Raw genomic sequence first — 16,334 nt, forward strand, 5'->3', positions numbered from 1 at the left:
CAAGTTAAAAGAGTTTTTGAAACTAAAAAATTCGCAACCCTCCAACAGGCAATCCCGCAAGCCCCTCAAATGCTAAAAGCATATGAGGAGGCTTATACAGCTTGCCTTCCACAGGAGTGTCGCAAATTTTCACTAATGATGCATAATGCAGCAGTTTATAATTTTGTATCGTCTACTGAATTTAAGTAATCTTCAATATCTCCAATAACCGATTCAACACAACCGTCCTCAAATGGTGAAATTAAGCCTGCTTCTTTTACAAGCTTCGTAAAGGACATGGAGCCACCTAAACCACATAAATGGATATAGTCCTTCCAAGCAGCTTCAAATTCTTCACGTGAACGTTTCCAGAATTGGAATGCGCAAATTTGTGCTAGCGTGTAATCAATGTAATAGAATGGGCTCGAATAAATATGTCCCTGACGTTGCCATATACCGCCCGCTTCTAAATAGCTGTTATGATCATAGTCACGGTGTGGTAAATATGTTTCCTCAATTTTTTTCCATGCAGCCTTACGTTCCGCTGGTGTCATATTCGGATTTTCGTAGATAACATGCTGGAACTCATCAACTGCAACACCGTAAGGAAGGAATAATAAGCCACTACTTAAGTGTGTGAACTTATATTTTTCTGTGTCTTCCTTAAAGAATAGCTCCATCCATGGCCATGTGAAAAATTCCATACTCATCGAGTGAATTTCGCAAGATTCATATGTTGGCCATAAATATTCTGGAATACCAATGTTACGACTTGAATAAACTTGGAAAGCATGTCCAGCCTCATGTGTTAACACATCGATATCGCCTGAAGTACCATTAAAGTTCGAGAAGATAAATGGTGAGTGATAGTTTTCGATAAATGTACAATAACCGCCACTCTCTTTTCCTTTCTTCGCCACTAAATCCATTAAATCATGGTCAATCATGAAGTTGAAGAATTCACCTGTTTCAGGCGATAGCTCTTCATACATTTTTTTGCCGTTCGCAACAATCCACTCCGGATCGCCTTTTGGTGTAGCGTTTCCTGATAAAAAGTTTAATGCTTCATCATAGAACTTAAAGTCAGAAATACCAATACGTTTTGCCTGACGTTCATATAATTTTGTTGCAACTGGTACGATTAAATCACGAACTTGGTCACGGAATTTCTTTACCATATCAGCGTTATAATCAATACGATTCATTCGAATATAGCCTAGCTCTACATAGTTTTTATAGCCTAATTTAACAGCAATTTCATGACGTACCTTTACAAGCTCGTCATATAGTCGATCAAATTCCTCTTCATGCTCAGCAAAAAAGCCAAAGCGTGCATCCGTTGCCGCCTTACGCATTGCACGATCAGTAGACTCTGCATATGGTCCAAGCTGAGCAAGCGTTAATGTTTCACCATTAAAGTCAATTTGCGCAGAGGCAACTAGTTTATTGTATTCTGAAACAAGCTTATTCTCCTTTTGCATTAAATCAATGACTATTGGTGAAAAGCCTTTAATTTGATAAGTTGCTAGATCAAATAACTGCTGTCCCCATTTTTCCTCTAACTGCTCACGGAATGGTGAAGCGTTTAGTGCTTTATAATATTCTGTTGTTACCTCTTCCAACTCAGGTCCAACCTCGTCGAAATAATCGCGCTCTGCATGATAAAATTCATCATTCGTATCAATCGAAGCACGAATGTACATTAAGTTCGCCATCGTAGCATAGTCATTACTTAATGCGTTTAACTTTTCAATTATCCCACTTTGTTCATCCATCGTTTGAGCATTTTTAAATAGGTCAATTAAGGATAATTGTTGCTCTTTCATTGCCTCGATGTTCGGACGGCTGTATTCATAGTCTTTAAACGTTTTCATAAAGTCCCCTCTTTCTGTCATATACCCCATTATATTTCTATTATATGCCAAATCTATCTTATTAAGAAACAATTTAATAGCCAATTATATATGTTTTTAATAATGCTGCCCTTTCACGTAGCTTTAACTTTGCTTCCACTGATTTTGGTGTTTTTGCCGCGACGACATCTACTTCAAAATCCAAAGACTCAGCCAGATATCTTGCACGCTTTAAATGAAAATCATTAGAGACAATCGTGATTTGCTTTGTTCCTTTAGGCAATAGTTCTTTAGAAAATAATAAATTCTCATAAGTTGATGTAGATTGGTCTTCCACTAATATTCTGTTCGTTTCAATGCCCTTGTCCTGTAAGTACTTAAGCATTACAGAAGCCTCTGTCCGATCTTCATCTCCCCCTTTTCCACCTGACACAATTACTTTTACATGAGGATACTTGTTTAAATACTTCACAGCCTCTTCCAATCTATTTTTCAAAGAAAGCGATGGGACTCCACCCGCTTTTACCTTCGCTCCTAGAACAATCATGTATGCAGCTGTTCCGTTTGCGGCAGGCTGAACCCCTTGTTTCATCTCTTCGCCAAGCCAAATATAAACAACACTACTCACAGCAAGTAGTAAAACTCCTACTCTTATCACCCATTTTTTCACGATTTATCCCTCCTTTACCTTTTATTAGATCATCATCAACAATTGGGAACATATGTTAAAACGTATACCATGTATATAAGTTGATTGGAGTGGAGGCTGGGCGACTCCTCGGGAATCAGCGTCACAGATGAGACGCTACAGCGAAGCGGATGTTATCTGTGCGAAAGCGTAGCGGCAGCAACAAAGCGCCCAGTTGGAACGGAAATCAACCTCACACGATGGTGTTAAGTCCTTTTATTAACGTTAAGGTAGAGAAAAAGGATGCTTGTACTAGAATTACTGTACAAACATCCTGGTTGATTATCTTTATCTTAATATAAAGCGCTTAATAGATTCCTGTAACGCCGTTATTTCATCTGTTAAATCATTGGAAGATTCACTAACAAGCTGAATGGCGTGCTGTTGTTCATCAACGGATGCCGTTACTTCCTCTGAAGCAGCAGCATTTTTCTCACTAATCATCGCAATACTTTCAATAGATTGCATAATGTTATCCTTTGAGCTATTTAAATATTCTACTCCCGCAGTCATCTCCCCAATGACGGAAATAATTTTCTCTACAGCCAATTCGATTTCCTTAAAGGATGACTCCGTTATGGCAACCGAATCATTTTGCTGACGAACAATGACGTCTGTTTTCTTCATCTCATCGTTCACTAAATTAGTTTCACTTTCAATCCCCTTTAAGGTTGTACGCACTAGTTCAGTTGCACCAGATGTTTGATCCGCAAGCTTACGTACCTCCTCAGCAACAACTGCAAACCCCTTGCCATGCTCACCGGCTCTTGCTGCTTCTATTGATGCATTCAATGCAAGTAGATTCGTCTGATCAGAAATCTCGGTTATAGTACCGACAATGCCTTCAATTTCCCTGACTTTCACAATTAAGCTAGTAAATACAGCCTGAACATTATTAATCAATTCAGAAGACTCATGTGATTTCTCTTTTAAGCTGTTTAAATTCACAAGACCCTCTTGATTGGATTGCTTCATATGCTGTGATGCGCCTAGCATTACTTCATTTTTGTCATGTAAAACTTCAATTTGTTGGGCAAACTCAATGGCAGTTTTATTTGTATCCTCAGCATCTGAAGCTTGCTTTACCGCACCGCTTGAGACCTCATTAATCGCTTTTACTATTTCATCTCCATAAGCGTTTGTTTCCTCTGCCACAGATGTTAAATTTGACGATGTTGATTGAATTTCTACAATAGCTTCCTCTACATCTGTAATTAACGTTTTCAGTTGATCAACCATTTCATTAAAGCCTTCATTTAGCTGACCAATTTCATCTGAGCGTTGAAGATCTTCAATTTCTACAGTTAGATTCCCCTTTGCTACTTCACGTACACGTTTAGATAGTTTTTGAACGGGTAAAGCCAAATGTCTAGAAACCATTATGACAACTGCTGTACCAATAATAATGGCACCAACTAATGTAATACCGATAACAAGTAATAATGAATTAGCTCCTTCATTAAAGTCTTGCATATATGTACCTGATGCTATGATCCATCCCCAATGAGGATCCTTTGCAGAATAAATTATTTTATCGGCTATTACATCTTGACCCGGTAGCTCAAATTCATATTGTGTAAAACCCCCACCAACAAGTGCTTTGTCGGTTACTTCCCGGATAAAATAATTGCCGCTACTATCTTGATCGTTCCATAGGTTGTCCCCTTCTCGAGTCGGATGGGTTGTTAACGTTCCTTTATCATCTAGAACATATATATAACCATACTCTCCTAAGTCTCCAGGATAATTAATTGGTCTCTTTCCTTCACTATCCTTCGGTCCGAGTAATGCCTCCCGCACTCGCTCCTGTGCAACATTCAAAGGGATATCGCCCTTTTCAACGCTTTCATTTGCAAGCTCGATTAATTGCAAAGTAGATTCAACACTATTTTTAATAACTTGTTCGCCAATATCCTCCATACCATTTTTTGCTTTACCGTAGCTAACTAGACCGATAATTAAGCTAGGGAATATTAATAATGCTAATGAAATGATAATTAGTTTCCCCTGTATCGAACGTAAAAACTTCATGCTTTAGCCCCCTTTTTCTCCTCGTTTACCATGACTATTAATCTATATTATGTTATGATTTGAAATTTTTCACAATGGGTAAAACACAATTTAAGTACGAATTATTCGCTTTTTTACCCAAATATGCTCATTCATCATAGCGTGAGGTTGATTTTCCGTTCCGACTGAGCACTTTCCTGGGGGCGTCCGGTCGGAACGGAAATCAACTTATATATGACATACGTTATAACAAATGTCATCCCTAGCTTTTGATAACGAGACCCAAATATGCTATTACTCATATTTTTACAGTTAAGAAAAAAACTATCTTTCTACAGGCATATGCCTTTTAGAAAAATAGTTTTTTAATTTTTATCGTAATTTAAATTTAAACGCTACTGATTATTCACCGAAATCTGCATTATGGTAAACATTTTGTACATCTTCTAAATCTTCTAAGACATCAATTAATTTTTCAAATTTCGCCACATCGTCACCAGTTAATGCTACTTCTGTTTGTGGAAGCATTGAAAGCTCTGCTACTGTAAATTCTTGAACACCGGCCGCTTTTAATGCTTCTTGTGTAGCAAAGAATTGATCTGGCTCTGCATAAATAATTACAGTCTCTTCTTCTTCTAGAATATCACGAGCATCAATATCTGCTTCCATTAAAATTTCTAGAACTTCATCTGCTGATTTACCTTCTAAACCGATAACTGCTGTTGAATCAAACATGTAGGCAACAGATCCACTGACACCCATATTCCCATTATTTTTACCAAATGCTGCACGTACATCAGAAGCTGTACGATTAACATTATTTGTTAAAGCATCAACAATTATCATAGTACCAGCTGGTCCGAAACCTTCATAACGTAATTCGTCGAAGCTTTCATCGCCGCCACCCTTCGCTTTATCAATTGCTTTTTCAATAATATGTTTAGGAACACTGTATGTTTTTGCTCGTTCAAGAACCACTTTAAGGGCACGGTTTGACTCAGGATCTGGTTCGCCTGATTTAGCTGCCACATAAATTTCACGTCCGAATTTTGCATTGATACGGCTTGTGCTTTGGTCTTTAGACGCTTTCTTTTCTTTAATATTGTTCCACTTACGACCCATAGTTTCCACTCTCTTTCAAATGTAAGTTTATCAAAATCATAGATGCGCAGATGCGCAGTTGCACATCTGTAAATGGTGATTAAATACTTCTCGTTTACTCTGCAAATAATAACACAAATGATGCTTACAAAGCTAGATATACCAATGTTTAAGGTGACTTTATTAAGCATTAATTGTAAAAAATTGTTTCATCACCAAAAGTTGTGGATGACATTTATTAAAACGTATGCCATATTATAGTTGATTGGAGTGGAGGCTGGGCGACTCCTCGGGGATTAGCGTCACAGATGAGACCCTGGAGCGCAAGCGAAGCGGCTCATCGGACGCCCCCAGGAAGCTTTGCTCTGTGCGAAAGCGAAGCGACAGCAACAACAAAGCGCCCAGTCGGAACGGAAATCAACCACATGTTATGGTGATAATCCAAAAAATTGTTTCACTTAGAGCCGCTTTACAATTGGTTTTCTACTTTGATTTTTTCTAATAATGCATGACAACCCTCTAAGACTAAATCATAGGTTTCTTGAAAATCACCCGTATAGTATGGATCAGGTACATCTTTTTGATGGTCGGTTAAATCTAAAAAGCGGAAAATCTTTGGAGAATCAGGATTGCCAAACATCGTTAGGATGTTACGTATATTGCTGTCATCCATGCCAATAATGTAATCAAAATTTTCAAAGTCAACCTTTTGTAATTGTCGGCCCTGCATCCCTTTCGTCGAGATGCTATATTCTTTCAGCTTATCTTGTGTTCCTCTATGAGGAGGTTCACCAATATGCCAAGAGCTTGTTGCAGCCGAATCTACTTCGACTTTATGACTCAAATGCTCTTTTTCTACTAAATCACGCATGACCGCTTCAGCCATTGGCGAGCGACAAATATTTCCCAAACATACAAAAAGTACTCGAATCATTTTTTGTCCTCCTACAACAAAGCACTCAAAATCAACTTGATCCTGAGTGCCTTCTAAGTCATTTCTTTTCTGTTGCAATTCGCTTTTCTAATTCCTCTGTTAAAGCCACCAGATCATGCTCAAGACGATGTGTAAATTCCTCGCGCCCTTCTTTACCCTTGCCTGTCACATAAAATGGTTCACCATAAATTAGATAACCTTTACCACGCTTAAAAACATCACCGACATTACGCGCACCAACATAAGCGGCTGGTACGATTGGGGATTTTGACAGCTGTGCTATTGTAATCGCACCTTGCTTTAAATCCGAACCTTCAGCATTTCGTGTACCAGATGGGAAAATCCCTACGATTTTACCCTCTTTCAATAACTGTGAAGGGATTTTAATAACACTTGGTCCTGGATTGTCACGATCAACCGGAAAAGCATTTAATCGTTCAATTAGCCAGCCAAGACCTTTTATATCAAACAACTGCTTTTTAGCCATAAAGTGAATTTCTCGAGGAGACATTGAAACTCCAAGATTTAAAATATCAACATAACCCGTATGTGTACACGCAATGATAAACCCACCTTCCTTCGGTAAGTTTTGCTCCTCATATACACGCGCCTTTGAGCCCGTTAATTTTAATATAACTTTGACAAGATTTGCTATAAATTTATACACTGTCTCATTCCTACCTTATTCAATAGTTATTCCCATTGTAATCGAAAAGACCAGTATACTGCAATTGCATGTGAAATAATAAATCAATTATGCCTCGGCATAGAGGTTGGAGCCTTCTGTACCTGTCGCTACGCTTTCGGTACAGAAAATAATTGTTGAAAGCAAGTTAGACCTTTCCCACTAAAATATCAACATCAATCGTAATTTCATTTAATTGAATATTTGCTCCCTCTTTTTTATGCCAGCCCATCGGTGTCATTTCAAGCAGTGCTGGTACAAGCTCTGTAGCTAGCGGTACTGTATAAGTAATACGCTCCACACTAACATCGGCAAAGCTTTCTTTAAAACGAGCAACTATTTGTTCATTTGAATACGACTCTTTGGAAGAATCCGCATATAATTGCGCTCGAAGCTCATGTAGGTACCCACTTTGAGGTACAACTTTTACAACACAACCATTCTTAGTTAAAAGACGTTTAAATTCTTCGTAATTGGCAGGAGATAAAATATTTAAAATTGCGTCGAAGCTTGATCTTGCAAATGGACTTTTCGCTAAATCACCCACACACCAAATTTGCTCTGGATAATGTCGAGATGCAGCAAGAATGCCCTCTTTCGCTATATCTATACCAATGCCAATCCCTTGTTCCTTCGCCATAATACGGGCTAAATGTGAACCTTCACCACACCCTGTATCAAGCACGGTTTCTGCAGTAGCAATTAGCTCTCTAATTTTATCTTCTACTACATCATAAATACCACTATCAATAACCGCTTTTCGAGATTCAAAGAGGTCTTTACTGTACTTAGAAATAGCACCATGTGTCAGCATATTGATGTAGCCCTGCTTGGCAATATCAAAAGAATGATTTGATGAACATATAAGTCTACCCTGCTCAAAAACACCCATTGACTCCTGACAAATCGGACAAGCAAAAAGCATTATATTTTTATCCATTAAAGCTGCCCCTGCAGCTCTTTTAGAAATTGCCCCCATTAATTTACCTCCTTCTGTTCTGTAGGTGAAACAAGTGCGAAACGCTCCCACTTACGACTTTTCCATCTAAAGTATACGATAATGGCTCGCATCCATTCATCTGCCGAAATCGCTAGCCAAATACCTACTAAGCCCCAATCTAAAACGAATACGAACAAGTAGCCGAGTGGAAGGCTCATACAAACCATCGATAAAAATCCAATTTTGACCGGAAATCTCGCATCCCCTGAGGCACGCAATGAATTAATAACCACGATATTCATCGTACGGCCTGTTTCAAGCAGAATACTTAATGCTAAAACAGATGCTCCGATGGCAATTACCTCTGGATTATCAGTAAAAACACGCATTAGTTGCTGACGGAATATCGTCACAACTGCAACCATTATTATCGTAAAGATAAAAGCCGCCCTCACACTTAACCAAAGCTGATGGTAAGCTTCAGCCTTTTTACCAGCACCGACAAAACGTCCAATAATAATAGCTGTCCCTGTACCGATTGCAATCGCAAACAAATACGTAAACATCGAAATATTCATCGCATATTGTCTTGCTGCAAGTGTCTCTGATCCTAAATACGTTGCATAGTAGAGGAAGACAATCTGACAGAACTGATAAAGCACCTGCTCAAACGCGGACGGCAAACCTATGTTTAATATTTTTCGAATATATTCCTTTGAATATTCAAAATAATATTCCAGCTTTATCCTTACTTCCATGACTTGGTACAACAACCAGAAAAACACAATAACTGCTAATCCACGACTTATTACGGAAGAAATAGCCGCTCCTTTTACACCTAGCTCTGGTAATCCAAAGTTACCAAAGATTAAACCGTAATTTAATACAACGTGTAGCACATTCATACCTAGTGATACATACATCGTTTGCTTTGTCCAACCATGTACACGAATAATCGCTGCTAACGCATTTATAATTGCCTGTAAAAAAATAAAGCTTCCTATGATCACTAAATAGCTTTGTGCGTATTGAAGCACTTCCCCCTGCAAGTTCATCATGGTCATTAAATGACTTGAAAAGAAGAAGAATAAGACACTCATCATTAGTCCAACGACCAAATTCATCGTTACTGCTAAAGCGGAAATCTTCGCAGCTTCAAAAATGCGCCTTGAATCTAAATATTGAGATACAACAATGGAAGCACCATTACCAACTACTTCAAGTATTAAAATTGCAATATGAATATATTGATTGGCTGCACCAACTCCTGATACAGCATTGTCTGATAAAGCACTGAGCATAAATGTATCGGCTAGTCCCATTAACATAAATAAAAATACTTCTAAGAAAATCGGCCATGTTAAATGGAATAAACTTAACTTGTTAGTCTCTTTTATATCACTTTCTTTTCCTGTATCCGCCAATACTTTTCACTTCTCCTATACATTTCATAAAATATATAGTATCTTATCATAGATTTTTAGGCTGTAAAGAGTTTATGTATCAAACATCAAAAGAATATGCAAAGCTAGTATTACACATAAAAAAAATCCCTTTCACAGGACCGTGTGAAAGGGTTTCTTATCATGTTAAGCAAAGAGTCTGTAATTGCTCACGCTTTTCTTTTGTTAGATCAAATTCTTGCTCTAAAAATGCTGACTTAGAGCCATATCGGTTATCCATTGCATCAAATGCTGCCTGTAAATACTCCTCACGGGCAGACATTAGTGCATAAAATTGCTGTAATTCTCGATCGCTATAATCTTGCTGAATTGCCTGAGCCATTCGTTCTACTAAGGGACTTAGATGTACATTTGTATCTAAATAATCCTCCATTATCGTTTCCTCAGGTACATCTAAAGCGAGTAAAATAAGTGCACCACCAATACCTGTACGATCCTTCCCTACCGCACAATGATGAACAAGCCCTAAATTTTCAGGGTGTTGAATCGTTATCATTAACTCCTTAAACGAAGCATTATTAAAAGGCATTTGGGCGTAAAATTCTTGGAACATCTCTGGACTTACGACTTTATAAAAATCTTTTCCTCCTGTGTTTGTAGGCATCTCGAAGGCATGATTTCCCTTTGCTGGTATTTGAATATAATTAGCATAAGGGAATATCGGATTAGGATTATTTTGCGCTTCATGGTTATCACGATAATCAAAAATTGTTTTCACACCTAGCGTTTCAAAAAGTTTCTTATCCGCCATCGTCATTTTGCCAAGTGCCGCTGAACGATAAATTAAGCCATTCTTTACAGAACGCCCATCTCTCGTCTTATACCCACCCATATCACGAAAATTGTAAACAGCCTCAAACGGAATAATCTTCATATCAAACTGTTTCATTCACTGCACCTCCCTCAGTTAGCAAGCATCCTTATTTCTATTCTATAGAACAATTCGATATAATACCAATTTTCACACTAGGAAATCATACAATACTTATACTAGACTGATATGGAACTTTATTTGATCTTTTCTTTATCGAAGCAGAGTGATTTTCGGTATTACCTGATCACTTTTTCTGCAAAGCGGACCGGATTTCAGCATTACCCGATCGCACAAGCACCCCTCCATCAGAACAAGTTGAGGGAAGTCTTCACTGCCAGAGTAATTATCCATCAAAAAAGCTGCCCTCGATAAAGGACAGCTCTAAAATGCTATTTTCAATTAGATTATTTGAATAACTCAGGATATACCGCCTTGGCTATTAACTCAACAGCTTCGCCAATACGTGGACCTGGACGGTTTGAGATATCAGTATCGATATAATAAATCGCTTTATTTTGAATGGCAGCGATTGAATTCCATCCATCACGAGAAAGAATTTCTGCCGCTGGGTTATCCACATAGTTTACTGTTGTTAAAATGACTTCTGGATTTTTCGCAATGACATCTTCCTCAGATATCTCTTTCCAGCCTTTTAGCTCAGCAAATACGTTGTTAACATTTGCAGCATTTAAAATCTCTTGTTGGAATGTACCAGAAGCAGCTGTAAATATTTGTGGCTTCGGACTAATTTCTAAGAAGATATTTTTTGGTTCTTTTACTTCTTTGACTTTCGCTTGGACTTCAGCGATCTTAGCTTTAATATCTTCATTTAACTTTTCGCCTTTATCTTCAATTCCCATAACGGTTGCGATTTGTTGGATGTCACCGTAAACATCATCAAATGACTTAGCTGATTGAATGGCAAACACTTTAATCCCCGCATCTTCAAGACCTTTTAATGCATTTAAAGTTTCATCATTTCCCGTTGTATAGGCAATAACTATATCTGGCTTTAACGCTAAAATTCGCTCACTATTGAATGTTACAGAATCAGAAACACGCTCAATTTTTTGTGCTTCTTCTGGATACGTATCATACTCCGTTGCACCGACGATTTTATCACCAACGCCTAGAGCATATAAAATTTCTGTATTACTCGGTTGTAAAGAAACAACAGTTTTAGGTACTGCAGCAAACTCTACTTCTACACCACGGTCATCCTTAACTTTATAGCTAGTTTTCTCAACTTGTTGATCTTCCTTAGAAACAGTATCTTTATTAGTATCCTCTTTCGTACCGCAGCCTACTAATACAAGTGCCAGCATCAACACAAACAGCCATTGTAGCTTAAACAATTTCTTCATTTCATTTATTCTCCTTTTTCTTTTTCATTGGGTATGACTTACTAAGAAACGGTATTTCAGCAATACCAGCGTGTTGATTCATATAAACTGCCATTACAAAAAATACATTGGCTAGTAATCCTAAATAATCAAAGAGAATAGTTGGTACTTCTCGTTCTTCAGATACTTTGTGCAAAGCGCGATATGATTTTTTCGCCTCACTACGGCATAAATGTAATGTAGCAGCAGCCTCCGTTCCTTGAGGTAATACAAAGTTTTGTATTTCCTCCTTCACATAACTAACATAAAAATCATAGCGATCACTTAGCCAAGTCAAATCATCTTCAGTTACCGCTAACTTACCTCGGACTGAGCCATTTACATGGTAAGCCATTGGCAAAATAACTAGTAAATCATCCGCTACTAACTCTACCGTCTCTTTTTTCACTGCTGCCAAAGCGACGCCAATATGTGTTGTAAGGCTATCAGTTCGAATTTCAAAATCAACTGTTGATGCCTTTTCACGCATAAATGGATAACAAGAATAACGTGCATCTTTTTTCAAATCTAAGTCCCCGCTTTCCTTCATGAAAAACTCTTACTTTATCAATTGCGCCTTGGCGTAATTGTAGCTGTCGCTTCGCTTTCGCTACAGATAAATACCCTTCTTAGACTTGTCCTAAAATTTCAATAAGTGTGCATAAAAAAACGTCGTTCCTACCCCTAGGAAACGACGAAAATAACATAAATAATGTCTATTATATAGCACAACATAGCCTATGTATTTGCCGCATATTCTCCTAGCTTCCGAAGAGTATTTATACGTTCAAATAAAGGTCGGTCTCCTGGCTTGTACAGTTCACTACATTCAAACTTGTTGTGGATTATAAAAACCTTCCCATCTGATATTCGACAGTGGTTTATCATATGATTCCTGTACTTACAGTTGCGGAAACAGCTTTGGTTTTTCACCGAATTCCCGATTATGCTATAGTTCAGCACCTTTATTCTGCAAGAATTATTCACTTATAAAGCAGTTTATCATAGATTGATAGGAAAAAATAGCTGTGGAGTTTGGAATAAACAAATACGATGGATAAAAATCATGTAGGTATTTTCCCTTACGCATGCGGGTATTTTCACTGCCCCTGAGGGTATTCCTTCTACTCGCACATGAATCTGTCATTCTTCATAGATCAAATCGTTTTATTTTTTCATACTCTATTACCGAAAAAATTTGCACAAAAAAATAGCCATTCCATGACCTTTAATGGATGGCTTTCTTATATTTCTTTTTGTATTTAACATCTTGTTCTTCTTCAATTAAACGCTCCGCAATTTCTAGTAGTTTCGGGTCATTGGTTTCATCGAATAGCTTTTTAAAGGATACAATAATATCATAGCGTATTAATGTCGGATGCTTTTCGTCTAAGCATGTTTGGAACCTTTTTGCCAAATATGAAACGACTAAATCTCTTTGTACCTGCCCCGCTATACCTATTTTCCAAATTGCCTGCAAAGTATGCCTTGAAGTTACTGTTTTTTCATCATACGTCACTACCCAAATCTTTAAGAAGTCCTCTAATACTCTTTCTTCTGGATCACTTTTTGCTGCGAGCGCGCATAAAAATTGCGCAGCACTTGCACGCACATGTCCATTTTTGTATGTAAGAGCTTGAACAAGCTGTTCCCAAACTGCATATGTCCAATCAACTGGTTCCTGCATAATCTTCATCAATTCTTCGTAAGATTCGTATTGAATATCGCGGTCACGCTCTGTTAAATTACTAAAAAGTTGCATAATCTCTTTTTCCATGATTCATCCCTACCTTTATTGTTTCAGAACGTAATATTATTATAATTTTTTATGGTACACTTAATTTAATTTGCGTAAAGAAGGAGAGTCTATGAATAAATTTAATACTAGGAGACTGATTTTTAGATTAATTATGATTATTTCTTTAATCGTAGTTGCATATTTTATTATCCCGGTTTCCGTTCCCATAATATTAGCAGGTGTTAGTGCATTTTTTTTAGAGCCCATTGTTAATTTCTTTAAACGGCGATGGAAAATGTCTCGTAAAGTTGCAGTCGCTTTTATTTACATAGTGAGCGTTATCTTAATTTCAATTATTTGTTACTTCACTATTACACAACTTATGTCGCAAATAATTTTAATTTCAAAGCAAGCTCCCTATTATATTTCAAAACTATCAGAAATGTGGCTTAGTATGCAAGAAAACATTTCCAAATACACTGAAGACTTTCCACCTGAAGTAAGTACCTCGCTTCAAAATACAACAATGGATTTCATAAAGAAAATTGAAGAATCCTTTTTAAACATTTTCAATTATACCAAAGTTACAGCCTTCTTTTCAGAAATTCCAAGGCTATTTATCAGTCTTCTCGTTTATATGATTGCTCTATTTTTATTTATGCTAGATTTGCCCAAATTAAAACAAATTACTTATAAATATTTAAAGCCTAGCACTGCCAACAAATTAAAGATTGTCTTAAATCGTTTAAAAGGTGCTATTTTCGGCTATATGAAGGCACATTTACTCGTTAGCTTTATAATTGGAGGCGTCACACTTATTGGCCTTCTATTAATCCAGCCAAAATACGCAATAACGATGACAATCATTATATGGTTAATTGATGTTATTCCTTTCCTCGGTTCCATTATCATTTTGGCGCCATGGGGTCTTTATTACCTATTGGTTGGAAATATATCTATTGCTGTAAAATTATTCATCCTAGCTGCTATTTTACTCATTATTCGTCGAGTAGTCGAGCCTAAATTAATGGGGGAGCATATCGGTTTATCAACTTTACCTACATTAATTGCAATGTTTATTGGTCTTCAGCTATTTGGTGTGATCGGTTTACTTGCAGGACCTTTTGTCATTATTTTCTTTATTGCATTAAAAGAAACAGGTATTATCAAGCTGAATTTTAAAATATAGCACTATGTTTGGCTTCCAATAATAAAAAGGTCATCTTTGTATTTTTTCTTTACAAAGATGACCTTTTCGTTATTTAAATCGTCTATATAATAGTAAGACTTATTGAATACGACCGAAGCCTACTAAATATTGGTTCCACCAATCAAGTGATTCAATAACAACACCATTATTTTGAGCATCGATCATCGTGTTGTTACCTAAGTAAATACCTACATGCGCTACGCCTGAACCATAGCTGAAGAATACTAAGTCACCTACACGTGCTTCGCTTGCTGAAATACGTTGTGTTGCTAAATATTGTTGTGATGCTGTACGTGGTAAAGATACACCTGCTTGGCTGTAAGACCATTGTACAAGACCCGAGCAGTCAAATCCTGTTGATGGGTTACTGCCGCCCCAAACATAGCTACGGCCTAGGAATTGCTTAGCCGTTGAAATAGCATCACCTGAAGATGCAGTGCCTGTGCCTGATCCAACAACGATTTTTTGTGATTTCACATTGTTAGCATCATTACCATTGTTACTAGCATTATTTGTATTATTTGTATTATTTGTATTATTTGTATTATTTGTATTACCATTGTCACCATTGTTGTTTGTTGCTTGTACAACTGGAGTAGCTGCTTGAAGTGCACGTAAACGAGCTGCTTCTTCCTCTGCTGCTTTACGTTCTGCTTCTAAACGTTCTTCTTCTTGTTTCGTTGCAATTTGTGCTTTTAATGCAAGCGATTTTGCTTCGTTTTCAGCTTTTTTCACTTCCATTTCGCTTTCCTTTTGTTGAAGCTCTTGGAATTGCTTTTGAAGCTCTTTTTGTTTTTCATCTAATATTGCTTTTTGTTTCTCTAAGTTAGCCTTATCTGCTTCTTGCTGATCTACTAATTCTTGGTCAGCATCCATTAATGTTTTTACCGCTACGACACGATCCATTAAATCTGCAAAGCTTTTCGATTCAAGAACAGCACTTAAATAAATACCTACAGTGTTATCTTGCGCTTGGTATGCAGCCATACGTTCACTTAAAATTGTTGAACGTTGCTCAATACGTTTTTTAGTATCTACAATATTTGTATCAACTTCTTTAATATCTGCTTGTACTTTGTTAAATACTTTTACTTTTTCATCGATTTCTTTTTGTAAATTAGTTAATTCTTCTTGTAGCTTTTTAACCTCTGTATCTATTTTAGCTTTCTTATCTATCATTTGTTGAGATGTTTCTTCTGCGTGCACTTCTGTTGGTTGAACTGTATTAAATAATAAGCCGCCAGCTAGTGCTAATGCTAGCACCATCGACTTACGCCATTTATTGCGTTTACCCACGTTAACTTCTTTCCCTTCATTAGTCAATTTCGCTCTTGGTTTTTTAATGTAATCACTTGAACGATTCTTTTGTATTTTCTTATATCTGTATCAGCCTTTTAAAGTTTAGCATTATTAGCATAACTTTTATACTATTTCACAACTTTTTAATCGTTTAGTAAAACTCGAAATATTCTTGTAACATTCACGTAATTTCTGAATTATTCTCTAAAATACTATTCTTTTCTACAAAATAACTACT

Annotated in this window: 16 protein-coding genes and 1 riboswitch; of the genes, 3 read left to right on the forward strand and 13 right to left on the reverse strand. The window is 37.1% G+C overall.

What is annotated here, in order from left to right; genetic code table 11:
• Positions 1 to 155: 155 nt before the first annotated feature.
• Together FJQ98_RS24170 and FJQ98_RS24175 are read right to left on the reverse strand one after the other, a co-directional pair.
• On the reverse strand, positions 156 to 1,853 hold the full coding sequence (locus FJQ98_RS24170; protein ID WP_053593938.1) for a M3 family oligoendopeptidase: 1,698 nt from the start codon (positions 1,851 to 1,853) through the stop codon (positions 156 to 158).
• Positions 1,854 to 1,926: 73 nt separating this feature from the next.
• Positions 1,927 to 2,502 (reverse strand): YdcF family protein, encoded by a 576-nt coding sequence (locus FJQ98_RS24175; protein ID WP_075807210.1) that lies wholly within the window; start codon positions 2,500 to 2,502, stop codon positions 1,927 to 1,929.
• A gap of 84 nt (positions 2,503 to 2,586) precedes the next feature.
• Here FJQ98_RS24175 and FJQ98_RS24180 point away from each other — a divergent pair, with 84 nt between their 5' ends.
• The gene (locus FJQ98_RS24180) at positions 2,587 to 2,730 is read left to right on the forward strand and encodes a hypothetical protein (protein WP_158002994.1); all 144 of its coding nucleotides are present in this window, start codon (positions 2,587 to 2,589) and stop codon (positions 2,728 to 2,730) included.
• A gap of 78 nt (positions 2,731 to 2,808) precedes the next feature.
• Here FJQ98_RS24180 and FJQ98_RS24185 read toward each other — a convergent pair whose 3' ends face one another.
• Both FJQ98_RS24185 and FJQ98_RS24190 read right to left on the reverse strand, forming a co-directional pair.
• Positions 2,809 to 4,551, reverse strand: coding sequence for a methyl-accepting chemotaxis protein (locus tag FJQ98_RS24185; protein WP_053593937.1), 1,743 nt, complete (start codon positions 4,549 to 4,551; stop codon positions 2,809 to 2,811).
• A gap of 381 nt (positions 4,552 to 4,932) precedes the next feature.
• Positions 4,933 to 5,652, reverse strand: coding sequence for a YebC/PmpR family DNA-binding transcriptional regulator (locus FJQ98_RS24190; RefSeq protein ID WP_053593936.1), 720 nt, complete (start codon positions 5,650 to 5,652; stop codon positions 4,933 to 4,935).
• A 287-nt stretch (positions 5,653 to 5,939) separates the two neighbouring features.
• On the opposite strand from FJQ98_RS24190, the gene FJQ98_RS27380 reads away from it, so the two are divergent.
• The gene (locus FJQ98_RS27380; RefSeq protein ID WP_277815932.1) at positions 5,940 to 6,068 is read left to right on the forward strand and encodes a hypothetical protein; all 129 of its coding nucleotides are present in this window, start codon (positions 5,940 to 5,942) and stop codon (positions 6,066 to 6,068) included.
• A 32-nt stretch (positions 6,069 to 6,100) separates the two neighbouring features.
• On the opposite strand, the gene FJQ98_RS24195 is transcribed toward FJQ98_RS27380, so the two are convergent.
• From FJQ98_RS24195 to FJQ98_RS24230, 8 genes are all read right to left on the reverse strand, one after another.
• A complete protein-coding gene (locus FJQ98_RS24195; RefSeq protein ID WP_053593935.1) occupies positions 6,101 to 6,565 on the reverse strand; it encodes a low molecular weight protein-tyrosine-phosphatase in 465 nt (154 codons plus the stop codon).
• 58 nt (positions 6,566 to 6,623) lie between these two features.
• Positions 6,624 to 7,232, reverse strand: a complete 609-nt coding sequence (locus FJQ98_RS24200) for a lysophospholipid acyltransferase family protein (RefSeq protein ID WP_053593934.1) — start codon at positions 7,230 to 7,232, stop codon at positions 6,624 to 6,626.
• Positions 7,233 to 7,398: 166 nt separating this feature from the next.
• Positions 7,399 to 8,229 carry a putative RNA methyltransferase gene (locus tag FJQ98_RS24205; protein WP_053593933.1) on the reverse strand — a complete coding sequence of 277 codons (831 nt, stop codon included), beginning with the start codon at positions 8,227 to 8,229 and terminating at the stop codon, positions 7,399 to 7,401.
• Positions 8,229 to 9,614, reverse strand: a complete 1,386-nt coding sequence (locus tag FJQ98_RS24210; RefSeq protein WP_053593932.1) for an MATE family efflux transporter — start codon at positions 9,612 to 9,614, stop codon at positions 8,229 to 8,231. The genes FJQ98_RS24205 and FJQ98_RS24210 overlap by 1 nt, the downstream gene beginning before the upstream one ends.
• 160 nt (positions 9,615 to 9,774) lie before the next feature.
• Positions 9,775 to 10,542, reverse strand: coding sequence for a tyrosine-protein phosphatase (locus tag FJQ98_RS24215; RefSeq protein ID WP_053593931.1), 768 nt, complete (start codon positions 10,540 to 10,542; stop codon positions 9,775 to 9,777).
• A 329-nt stretch (positions 10,543 to 10,871) separates the two neighbouring features.
• Positions 10,872 to 11,831 (reverse strand): ABC transporter substrate-binding protein, encoded by a 960-nt coding sequence (locus FJQ98_RS24220; RefSeq protein WP_053593930.1) that lies wholly within the window; start codon positions 11,829 to 11,831, stop codon positions 10,872 to 10,874.
• Between the two features lies 1 nt (position 11,832).
• On the reverse strand, positions 11,833 to 12,375 hold the full coding sequence (locus FJQ98_RS24225) for a hypothetical protein (protein WP_053594038.1): 543 nt from the start codon (positions 12,373 to 12,375) through the stop codon (positions 11,833 to 11,835).
• Between the two features lie 253 nt (positions 12,376 to 12,628).
• Positions 12,629 to 12,831: riboswitch (cobalamin riboswitch) on the reverse strand.
• 246 nt (positions 12,832 to 13,077) lie between these two features.
• Entirely contained in the window at positions 13,078 to 13,626 is a 549-nt protein-coding gene (locus tag FJQ98_RS24230) for a hypothetical protein (protein WP_053593929.1), read from the reverse strand.
• 91 nt (positions 13,627 to 13,717) lie between these two features.
• On the opposite strand from FJQ98_RS24230, the gene ytvI reads away from it, so the two are divergent.
• Entirely contained in the window at positions 13,718 to 14,776 is a 1,059-nt protein-coding gene (ytvI, locus tag FJQ98_RS24235; protein ID WP_053593928.1) for a sporulation integral membrane protein YtvI, read from the forward strand.
• Positions 14,777 to 14,875: 99 nt separating this feature from the next.
• Here the strand turns inward: ytvI and FJQ98_RS24240 are convergent, their stop codons facing one another.
• Positions 14,876 to 16,063 carry a C40 family peptidase gene (locus FJQ98_RS24240; RefSeq protein WP_053594037.1) on the reverse strand — a complete coding sequence of 396 codons (1,188 nt, stop codon included), beginning with the start codon at positions 16,061 to 16,063 and terminating at the stop codon, positions 14,876 to 14,878.
• Between the last annotated feature and the right edge of the window lie 271 nt (positions 16,064 to 16,334).

The sequence above is a fragment of the Lysinibacillus agricola genome (assembly GCF_016638705.1).
In the GTDB taxonomy this organism is placed as follows: Bacteria; Bacillota; Bacilli; order Bacillales_A; family Planococcaceae; genus Lysinibacillus; species Lysinibacillus agricola.